General features: G+C 56.2%; 6 protein-coding genes. 5 read left to right on the top strand and 1 reads right to left on the bottom strand.

Annotated elements, in window-relative coordinates; translation table 11 throughout:
• The first annotated feature begins 392 nt into the window (after nt 1–392).
• The 3 genes from FJT57_RS15070 (at nt 393) to FJT57_RS15060 (ending at nt 6,361) form a co-directional block, all read left to right on the top strand.
• Entirely contained in the window at nt 393–1,259 is an 867-nt protein-coding gene (locus FJT57_RS15070) for a DNA-binding protein (protein ID WP_144906662.1), read from the top strand.
• A gap of 216 nt (nt 1,260–1,475) precedes the next feature.
• Entirely contained in the window at nt 1,476–2,438 is a 963-nt protein-coding gene (locus FJT57_RS15065; protein ID WP_144906660.1) for a homing endonuclease associated repeat-containing protein, read from the top strand.
• A 572-nt stretch (nt 2,439–3,010) separates the two neighbouring features.
• Entirely contained in the window at nt 3,011–6,361 is a 3,351-nt protein-coding gene (locus FJT57_RS15060; protein ID WP_162524378.1) for a KAP family P-loop NTPase fold protein, read from the top strand.
• A 19-nt stretch (nt 6,362–6,380) separates the two neighbouring features.
• Here FJT57_RS15060 and FJT57_RS15055 read toward each other — a convergent pair whose 3' ends face one another.
• A complete protein-coding gene (locus FJT57_RS15055; RefSeq protein WP_144906655.1) occupies nt 6,381–7,217 on the bottom strand; it encodes a hypothetical protein in 837 nt (278 codons plus the stop codon).
• A gap of 986 nt (nt 7,218–8,203) precedes the next feature.
• On the opposite strand from FJT57_RS15055, the gene FJT57_RS15050 reads away from it, so the two are divergent.
• Nucleotides 8,204–9,130 (top strand): transcription initiation factor IIB, encoded by a 927-nt coding sequence (locus FJT57_RS15050; RefSeq protein ID WP_144906653.1) that lies wholly within the window; start codon nt 8,204–8,206, stop codon nt 9,128–9,130.
• Nucleotides 9,131–9,224: 94 nt separating this feature from the next.
• Nucleotides 9,225–10,106 (top strand): biosurfactant protein 1, encoded by an 882-nt coding sequence (locus FJT57_RS15045; protein ID WP_203229206.1) that lies wholly within the window; start codon nt 9,225–9,227, stop codon nt 10,104–10,106.
• Nucleotides 10,107–10,122 lie beyond the last annotated feature (16 nt).

The raw sequence follows: 10,122 nt of genomic DNA, 5'->3' as shown, positions 1-10,122 counted from the left end.
TCCGCGTCGCTCGCGACCGACCATTCCGGGCGGGCTTCCGCTCCAGTAGGTGCGGTTCCTGCCGGGCTAAAGTGTATGTGCCCTCGACGCCAGCGCTTCACCCGCTCGGGTCCTTCGGACCTCGGCACAGCCGACCGCGACGGACGTGGTTGCGTCGCGGCGAACGGGGAATGCGCTGGGCGCTCGCTCCGGGCGGGTCGGCGCGCGGTGCTGGTTGGGGCCACCTCATGCAGGCGCGCTCTCGCTCGCGCCCGGTAGGGCGCTCGCGAAGGCGCGAGCGAGAGCGCGCAGATGGTTCTGTCGGTCGTTGTCGTCGGAAAACCGCGATGTAGGAGCATCGCGGTGTCGGCGCGTGAGCGCCTTCGTCGGAAATCACCTTGTGAGTGATTCCAATGTCTAGTAACAACGCTAGCGGAAAGGTCGTTTCGGTCGATGAACAGGCATTCGAGAAAGCGGGCGGTCAGGCCGTCGATGAAGACGGCTTCCCGGTCGTCGACGAGACGCCGGAGTTCGAGGCGGCAGTCGAGCAGGAGACGCAGGCGAAGGTGGATGCGAACCATCCGGACGGGATCGCGGACACGAGCGAGGACCGGATTCACGGAGTCACCCTCGAACAGGAAGAGCGCATTCAGGCGCGGGAAGCCGAACTGGAGCGCATCAGTGCCCAGGCCGAGCTGGGAACGCAGAAGGGCCGGGAGCAGCGCACGCGGGAGGTCGTCAGCGAGCTGTGTGGTCGTGACGAGCCGGCGCCGACGGAGCGCACGGATCCCCGTGAGAAGCTGACGCAAGACGAACTCGCGAAGGTGAACAAGCAGGCGATGCGGATCAGCGACGAAGTGCAGGGCGGTTGGTCGAGGGCGGTCGTCGCGAAACAGCTGGCCGAGAAGGTGCAGCGCGGGCGGGACGTCACGAAGGCGGTGCTGGAAACCCTCGAAGAGCTGAAGGCGGCGCCGGGGGCGATCGTGCCCATCGCGGACGTGCCGGACGTTCCGGTCGGTGAGGTGACGGTCGAAGGCACAGTGAGCGAACTCTGGGATCCCAGTTCCCCAGCAATCGCCCAAGTCGGACTCATCGAAGACGAAAGCGGGCGTACGAAATTCACGATCTGGGAGAAGAGCAAGAAGACGGTGGTTCGAGAAGGGCAGACAGTCCGGTTCAGAGCGGTCAAGAAAAACTGGTACCAGGGACGGTGCAGTCTCGCCATCACGGGCTGGAGCAGGATCGAGTTCCCAGAGCGCGGTCGGTGGTGGGAAGAATAGCCAACTGACGCAGCCTTCTTTTTTGCTGTGTGCCGGACCGACCCAGACCCCACCGCCCCACCCACCGCTCCGTGCTCGCTTCGCTGCGCGCGCAGCCACGACCTCGCTCACCAGTCCAACATTTATCCGGCAAACCGGGGGAAGGAGTGTGCGACTCGAGCGAGTTTATCTGGCCCCGAGAAGGGTGTGGGCGTACGAGCGCTCCGGGTAGGACAGATGACGGGTGAACGTGACCTAACCTGCGATGTCTGTGGAAAATCCTTCGACACCCAGGACGCGCTGGGGGGCCACAACAGTAGCCACAGCCGCTGGATCTCTGATACGAAGTTACTGACCGAGATAGATCGGCTCGTCGACCATCTGGGTCGTTCTCCAACAACTACAGAGATGAATGAACTAGGAGCGTATTCAGCTGGAACGTACAAAAACCGATTTGGCAGCTGGGCAGAGGCACTCCAGGAAGCGGGATACGAACCGGTGAAGCAGCACCGGGTATCCAAAGACGCACTTCTCGACGAAATTAGACGGCTCGCAACGGAGGACGGGACGCCGCCAACGGCGGCCGACATGCGCTCGGAGGGCGAGTTCACGGTCACAATCGCACAGAATCGCTTTGGAAGCTGGAACGAAGCACTCGAGGCAGCAGGCTACGACCCCAACCAGCGGCATCGGATCTCGGATGCGGAATTACTCGAAGAGATTCATCGGCTGGCCGACGAATTAGGAAAGGTTCCGACAGCGCAGGAGATGAAAGACCACGGAGAGTTCTCGCATCGACCCTACTTTACTCGCTGGGAGGGCTGGCAAGCCGCGATCCGAGCCGCTGGCTACGAACCGGTCGGCCGTCCAGCTGGCCCAGACCATCACAACTGGAAAGAACAGCCAGTCCACGAGTGGCGCGAGTACGGGGACAACTGGGATGAACAACGTCAGAAAGCCCTTGAACGCGACGATTATACCTGTCAAACGCCGGGCTGTGAGTGGACGCAGGAGGCGCATCTCGAATCATTCACGAGAGGACTCCACGTGCATCATATCCGACCGCTAAGCGTCTTCGGCGACGACGAGAGTGAGGTGGATTTCGAGCGGGCCAACCGGCTGGATAACCTCGTTACGGTGTGTGCTGAACACCACCATCTCTGGGAACGAGCGTCGCCGCTCCGACTCGATACGCGGTAAGCCACAAAGCGGTCCCAGCTGCCCCCCAGTCAAGGACGGAAGGTGAGAGTCTATCGCCGGACCAGCCCAAGCCCCACCACCCCACCCTCCGCTTCCGGCCTCCCTACGGTCGGCCGGCAGCCACAACCGGAGTCACAGGCTTCAAGAGTGGCATATCGAGGAGCAAGACCGCTGTCGCGATGGAGTCTGTTTGTGTCCCCCATGATGGCGCGGAGGCACCCAGAACGTACCCCCGAGTACCGGTATCCGAGGAACGCAGTCTTACGGACCTAGAACGGCTTCGGATTTACCTCTGCGAAGCCCGACACACGACAGACTCACCGATAGTGGAAGTACATTTAGACACCGTGCTGGACGCCTAGAACGACCTGCCGTGAACACCCTCGCAGGAGTGCCCCGTCTGTGGGAAAGTCGGATTGACAGAGCGAATAAGCAGCATAAGTGTGGATCGAAGGCCGGCGAAACCTGAAACGGGGCAGAGGAGTTGTAACTTTTAATCAGTTCGTCTGATTTTCAAACTCCAATTTCAGTATATGGTTATCTTTTATCTGGGTGCTGGCAGATTTGTAGCTATGACCGGTGACGATGGACGTGTCTTTCTCTCTGATGAGCCGATAGAGTCGGCAAACCAAGATCGGTTCGAGCATCAAGAGTACGTCGACGCACTTGAACAGATACTGGAGAACGCAGAGCCACGATGGAACATCGGTGTATTCGGGAAGTGGGGGACGGGCAAGAGCTCAATAATCAACCTCCTGTTCGACCGACTGAGTGACAATCCCGAGTTTGAGAACACTGTCTGTGTAGAATTCGATGCATGGACACACGCGGAAGAGTCGATTCGGACAGACCTGCTTCTCGGTATCGACCACGAGCTCGGTGAGAAGACAGACACGAAAGTCGATAGTGAGTACGGTATTCTCGGAGAGGACTACATCACAGAGGAACTCTACGACATTACGGAAGATACCAGTAGCGATGACCCAGATCTGCGTGAGTATGCACAGCAACTCCTTACCCAATCGAAGTTCGTAACGGCGATTGTCGCGATAACCGCAGTAATCCTGATAACAGGGGTAGTCATCAATGCCCTGAACGCTTTCGGTATCTTCACTCCGGGCCAGGATCTAATGGGGACAGCTAATAGCATCCTCCAGATTGCGATCTTGCCTCTGTTCCTCAGTCTTTTCATCTTCATGGCGAAGCAGGTCGAGGACGCGACATCGACCCTTCGTCAGCGGTATCCACGTAATGATTGGTCCGGTGCGTATGAGCAGCTTTTCGACGAAATGCTGGACGAGCTGATGGAAAAGACAGAGTACGAACAGATCATCATCTCCGTCGACAATCTGGACCGGTGCGAGAGCGACACCGTCTACGATGTCCTGGTCTCACTCAAGACGTTCATGGGCAACGACCGCTGCCTCTATATTATTCCCTGCGACGATGAGGCGCTTCTCAGCCACATCCAGTCTATCGACCGAGGGGAATACTTCGAAGAGAACGAAAATGAGCGGGAGTTCCTACGGAAACTCTTCCAAGCCCACGTCCGTATTCCGCCGTTCACCAGTGACGCTATCTCCGATTATGCTGCTGAACTAAACGATCAACTCAAGGACAGTTACGATGAGGAGGTTCTCTCGGTCATCACGAAAGCATACGTCCGAAACCCGCGCCGTATAAAACAGGCACTCAACCGTCTGACGACGCTACGGATGTTGGCCGAGGAAATAGAGGACACTCAACGAATGCGTGAAGGAGTGATTACCGGCAACCTCCCGTTCTTGGCGAAGATCTCAATACTGCAGGAGGACTTTCCAGAGTTCTATCGGTCCCTACAAGCGAACCCACGTCTACTTGAGGAGTTCAATGACTACTTCGCCGGTCGTGTGATGGACCCGGAACGAGAGGAAGAACTGGCATCACATTTCGAGCCAACACAAGACGGGAACGGAAAGTCCGTGGAGGGGCTTCGAGAGTTTCTGTCATCTACACGGTATATCACAGACAATAACCCACGCCGATTCATCTATCTGAGCGAGCCACCGTACACGCTAACACTTGAAGACGGTGACCGCTTCGTCGAAGATCTACGTGCGCGACAGGTCGATAAGGTTCGCGACGAACTGGATGCCCTATTTGAAGACGAGGGTGACTTCGGGCCATACCGCGAGGCAATTGACGATACGCTTGACGAGTGGAGTCATCTTGATTCCGAGCTCTTCAACATCATCGAGGGGTTGATGGAGGTATTCGATGCTCTGGATGACGACGCCCAGACTCAGGTATCCCGAATGGTAAGTGAGTACCTGGTCTCCGTAGACAGGCGGCACTTCTTGGAAGATTTGGATCCCAGCATCTCGTTCCCGATGATACTCAAAATGCAACCACGTGACTCGCGTGTGCTCTTTGGGGCATATGGTGAACTGGTCGCTGATTCAGAAACCCTTCAGGAGAATATCCTTGATGCGTTCGTTAAACACGCCGAAGGAATTCCGGAGTCTGCGAAACGACCCCTGACCGAGAGTCTTGTTCAGCTACGTGAGAACCAGCAGGAAGACGTGTTCAAAACGGCGCTCGACAAAATTCACAGTTCGGCAGCCGCACGGGACAAATTCGCCACCACGAAGCTGCTGACGGAGGCCATCAAGCTGATTGAGTTGGGTAATAACGAACGTCAGTTTGAGAACGAGGACTACTACCAGAAGTTCGACTCGGATGCATCTACTGAGGCCCGAGGTACGTTCATCGAAAAATTGTTTGATCTCCGGAACGAAGTTGAAGATAACAATATCAACCATATCAACGACAGTATTTCGAATATCCTCCTCAAGATCGAATCTGACCTACCACGTCTAACTGCGAGTCATCTCTACAACGAATTCCACGGGATGGTGAATGCCCCGAGTAATAATGAGAAGAATCTGGTTGAGACGCTCTTCTATCACTATGACACTCTCTCGTCGAGTGACCAGAACCGATTCCGTCAGGAATGTATGAAGCAGATTCAGAACTGGGGTGGAACCGGACAGCAGTATCTGAAGTGGGCTCAACAATACGATGTGCCCCTGCTTGATTCAGAAGACGCAGTGACGGCAGCACTGGACCCGTTCCCGGACCAGAATACGAACACGGGGCTCCTCACCAACACAGTCTTAACGCTGATACCTAAGGAGTTCGACGAAGAACTGACCTCGCCGAAGTTGATTGAGATCTTGGACAACAACGATGACTCTCGTGCACAGCTTGGTGCAGAGATGTTTTCCACCGCACCAAAGCGATTCGAGAGTGTTCAAGACAAGGTAGTCAGTACATGTCTTAAAAAAGTAAACAAGACAAACGACACGAGCAGTAAACAGATCTATCTGACTGCTGTTGCCGAAGTGTTTACTGACCTTACCGACAGTGATCAGGAACTGTTCCTCAGTCGGCTAACCGACCTTGCGCGTGGGAACAATAAGGACAAGCAAGCGTTCTACCGTGTATGGAATGAAGTCAAATCAAACCTAACGTCTAATCATCGTCGCAAGGTGGGTCAAAACGTACTCTCCATTCTGGAAGACGAAGTGAGTGACCAGAATCAACAGGTTCCGACTGATAACTTGGTCAAAGTTCTCCAATCGGTGACCGACGACCTCGCTACAAACGCACACGAAGAGTTCATTCAACGGCTGAGTGATAAACTGACAGATGGAAACGTCGGATGGCAACAGAAACAGGACATCGTGGGCCAACTTGCCGCATTCGACGACCTCGCCGGGCAGGAGGATCTGGTCCTAACTCGTATCGAAGGAATGTTGAAACAGAACTCGCAGAACCAGCTCCACCAGACCACCAAAAAGAAGCTTGCTACCCTTGAGGAGCACGACGGAATAGATGAAACCAAAATTGAAGAAATCCGGGAGCACCATCTGAAATTATAATCTAGTGAGGAAATACGGCTCATCCACCAAAACCAAACAGTACACCTATGAGGACAAGAACTACCTGACCAGATCCAGTTATTGCCAAGTATACCGCAAAACGATTCGGACGCCACCACTGTGCTCTTCCATAGACAAATCCGATATTCTCGAAGATATAGGATAGGTTCCGTATGGCTACGGTGAAGAATACTGCAGCACCGTTAATGAGGAATTTTTGGAGCGGTCCATCTCCGGGTAGCATTCCGAGGAATATAGACAAGTCCCCGACAAAGGGGAGCATCTTGATTGTTTTGGCGATATATTCCATCCACTCCGGAGGGATGAGATTCCCTTCGACTGATGAGTTAATTGCGCCGGTGAAACCAAAATACTCCACAGTCAGTACGAAGCTAATTAAGAGAATCACAGTTCCGGCGTAGAAGGAGAGACCGCGTTTTAGCCACCGCACAGCCCTCCTCTCCGCCTCTGGAAGAAGATCAGCTACTGGTTTCTCTATGGAATCTTTCTCTTTCTCGGCGCTTTCAAACGGTGGCGTATGTTCTTTCCACGATGTCTGCATCACATGGCGAAGCCAGAAGAGCAGACGAAGGAAGTAGACTGCTGCTACTGCAACGAAAAGGGCGATAGAGAGCCACACAAGCAGATCACCGATGTCGTCTCGCCAGAAAGAATAATATCCGAATTCATCACCTGTACTGTGTATCTTGTCGTACAGCGTGGTGTAGAGTAGACCAGTCAGTGCTGGGAGAGCGACTACCACTGTCAGGCCAGCGACTCCTGCAAATAGGCGATAGAACCGATAGAGTCGATCTTGAAACTCAGAATAGGATATTATTCCGTAGTTTTCTATCATACTAGGATGAATCAGTTCTGAGGTGACCAATTCGTTTCTTCTAATTCGAGATTATTACAGTATTCGCAACGGAGGATTCGGTGACCGTTCACTTCTCGCCCATTGTCTGTCTCTTGTACGTCCTTATTTGGACGATAGTACCGGCCCTCACTTGCCAGACCGAATGAGTGTCCACAGTCCGGACACGTGTAGTCTGACTTGAATTGCAGGTACGCCAGTGGGGTGAATAGAAGTATCACTGCAGGGAAAATAGAGATGATTGCGATTCCCATATCGATCGAAAGTGGTGACAATTGCGCAATTGTAGTCATATAGTTCTGGTTTGGCCAAGAGGTCCCAATCACCTCAGCGAAAATGAGAAAGAGCCACATCCCACCGATAGTTGAGATAGCAAAAAGAAGGAGCATAATTCTCTGTCTGGTGACGTACTGAGACTTGAGCGCGACTGAGGACAACCAATTAAATCCCCTCCCAAGTGACCGATAATTCTTGAAGGCGGTGTCCTGATAGCTCCGCCAATCCGGACTACTTTGCATTTCTTCTACAATCTCTTCATCGGTCATTTCTGACCAGTTCCGTCCACCATCCGATTTTTCGGGCATAGTCTGTGTCGTTACGTTCTTGTGTTGGATAACTTGGAATTTCGTCCCTTCCGCTGGTTTCTCTAAGTACTGTTGAACCGTGAGCAACGTCCCAACGAAAGAGAGAGGGAATGAAATGAGCGACGTGGCCCCAAGATCGAAGACAGTGTGGAGTATGAACGTCAGGAAAACAGCAAAGACGACAGCGATTACGATTGCTGACGACAGAGCAGCTGTCCGTCGGTTAATCATGCCTTATAAAGAAAATATGAGCGGACAACCATTAATCAACCGCCCCAACCATAGCAGATAGCAGAAGTAGCCGAGCCTGTCGTTGTTTCTATTTTACCCCTCAATGGGTGAGGGGCTCGCTGTACTGGCGGGTCCCTGAACACGGTGAAAACGATGGCAACCAGAGACATCTACGAGAGCGGATTCGACGAAGACGTCCGAACGGAATCGAGTGCGAATCAGTGTCCCGAGTGCGACGGCCGAGTCACCACGAACGCGGTCGAAACGGTCTGCGAGGACTGTGGCCTGGTTATCGACGAACAGCGTATCGATCACGGGCCGGAGTGGCGGGCGTACGACGACGAGGAGCGCGAGCGAACGGGTGCTCCACTCACTGCGGCCCGCCACGACCGCGGCCTGTCGACGGAGATCGGGTGCGGTACCGACGCGAAGGGGAACGAACTCTCGGGGCAGAAGCGACGGCGACTCGCGCGGATGCGTCGTGAGCAGACCCGTGGTCGCTGGCGCTCGAAAGCGGAACGGAATCTCGCACACGGGTTGGGCGAAGTGCGTCGGTTGGCGAGTGCCCTCGAACTCTCCGATTCGGTCCGTGACCAGGCGTGCCAGCTCTTCCGGAGCGCCCAGAACGAGGATCTGCTTCGTGGCAGATCCATCGAGGCCATCGCCGCGGCCAGCGTCTACGGGGCCTGCCGGTGCAACGGCCTCTCGCGGTTAGTGGACGACGTCAGCGAGATGGCCCGCGTCGCGGAGTCACGAGTCACGAACGCGTACAAAACGCTGAACGAAGAGCTGGGCCTCCCCGCTGAGCCCGTCTCCCCCAGCATGTTCGTGCCGCGACTCGCCTCGGACCTCGAGTGTCCGGACGAAATTCGACAGCGGGCCCGAACCCTGGCGGAGCAGGCCGAGGATCGGGGCGTCACGACGGGCGTTCATCCGGCCGGGTTCGCCGCAGCCTGCCTCTACAAGGCCGGTCGCGAAGAGGGCCGATGGCTGACGCAATCCGAGGCCGCGGACGTGGCGAACGCCTCGAAGGCGACTGTTCGGGCACACCGGGATACGTTGGAGGAACAGGTCGCCTGAGGCAGATCACTGTCTCTCAGTCTGTACTGCACATCGTTCTATCCACGCTACGATTTAAACACTAAGACGAGCCATGTTCTCTGTAGACTACTCTATGAACGGTCGTTACTCCGACTTTGAGGAACTGCGGCCGACCGGCGAGGCGTCCCACATTCCGGATACAAGGCTGGACGACGGCTGTGAGGGTGCCCCCCGGCGGCAACGCGTCGCGACGAGCTCTGGTGGCTACCCTGATGCGCCGACGGCCGCCGACGGCGAGTGCCGGTCCTGTGGGGCGTCAGTCCCAGATGGCCAGACGAAATGCCGGTTCTGTCTCAGCAACCATCTCGGTGGTGACGTGACTGGCACGGACGAGGCAGCGTCGACGACGTGCCTCGGCATCGTCCACCTGGTCGTCGAGTCGACCACGTTCTACGGCGCCGTGGCGAAGGGCGGCGCCGCGGCGAACCTCCTCTCCGCCAACGAGGCGGAGCCGGCCGTCGACGACTACACGCTCATCTACGACCTCGACGAGGCGCCGGCGCGCCAGTTGGCTGAGCAATGGCCCTCACTCCCCGACGCGGTACAGGTGGCGTCAGCAGAGGGAAAGCGGCTTCACAGTGCCGCCCGTGACCGGACTGGGTGGCACGGGCAGGACGCGTCGGAGCGTCAGGAGCAGCCCCCGACGCGGCTCTACGACCAGCGTGGAGATGGCCTCCGCGACGCGTCGCGTCTCGACGCGGTCCTCGACGGCGCCGACGACGCGGTGTGGCTGGTCCCAGCGATGGCGCTGACCGAATCTACTGGCGAAGCTGCAGCTGATCGGCAAGAGTCGTCGGTACCGACGACTCAGGAACTCGACTGTCAACCCTGTGGACGGGCGACCGACCATCGGTTCAAGACCCACGAGTCGGTACCGGATGAGGCGTGGACGGGACAGCCGATCTGGGAGTGCCAGGTGTGTGGCTCGGCTCGCTACGGACCCAGTCTCGAGTAGCACCAGTACTGGGCGT

It is taken from the genome of Halobellus captivus (assembly GCF_007655485.1).
In the GTDB taxonomy this organism is placed as follows: Archaea; Halobacteriota; Halobacteria; order Halobacteriales; family Haloferacaceae; genus Haloquadratum; species Haloquadratum captivum.
This window is presented reverse-complemented; position numbering and strand designations above follow the sequence as displayed.

Excerpts from the sequence above, each read along its gene's own strand:
- FJT57_RS15065 (WP_144906660.1), top strand. The coding sequence starts at position 1,476 with ATGACGGGTGAACGTGACCTAACCTGCGATGTCTGTGGAAAATCCTTC.
- FJT57_RS15060 (WP_162524378.1), top strand. The coding sequence starts at position 3,011 with ATGACCGGTGACGATGGACGTGTCTTTCTCTCTGATGAGCCGATAGAG.
- FJT57_RS15050 (WP_144906653.1), top strand. The coding sequence starts at position 8,204 with ATGGCAACCAGAGACATCTACGAGAGCGGATTCGACGAAGACGTCCGA.
- FJT57_RS15055 (WP_144906655.1), bottom strand. The coding sequence starts at position 7,217 with ATGATAGAAAACTACGGAATAATATCCTATTCTGAGTTTCAAGATCGA.
- FJT57_RS15045 (WP_203229206.1), top strand. The coding sequence starts at position 9,225 with ATGAACGGTCGTTACTCCGACTTTGAGGAACTGCGGCCGACCGGCGAG.
- FJT57_RS15070 (WP_144906662.1), top strand. The coding sequence starts at position 393 with ATGTCTAGTAACAACGCTAGCGGAAAGGTCGTTTCGGTCGATGAACAG.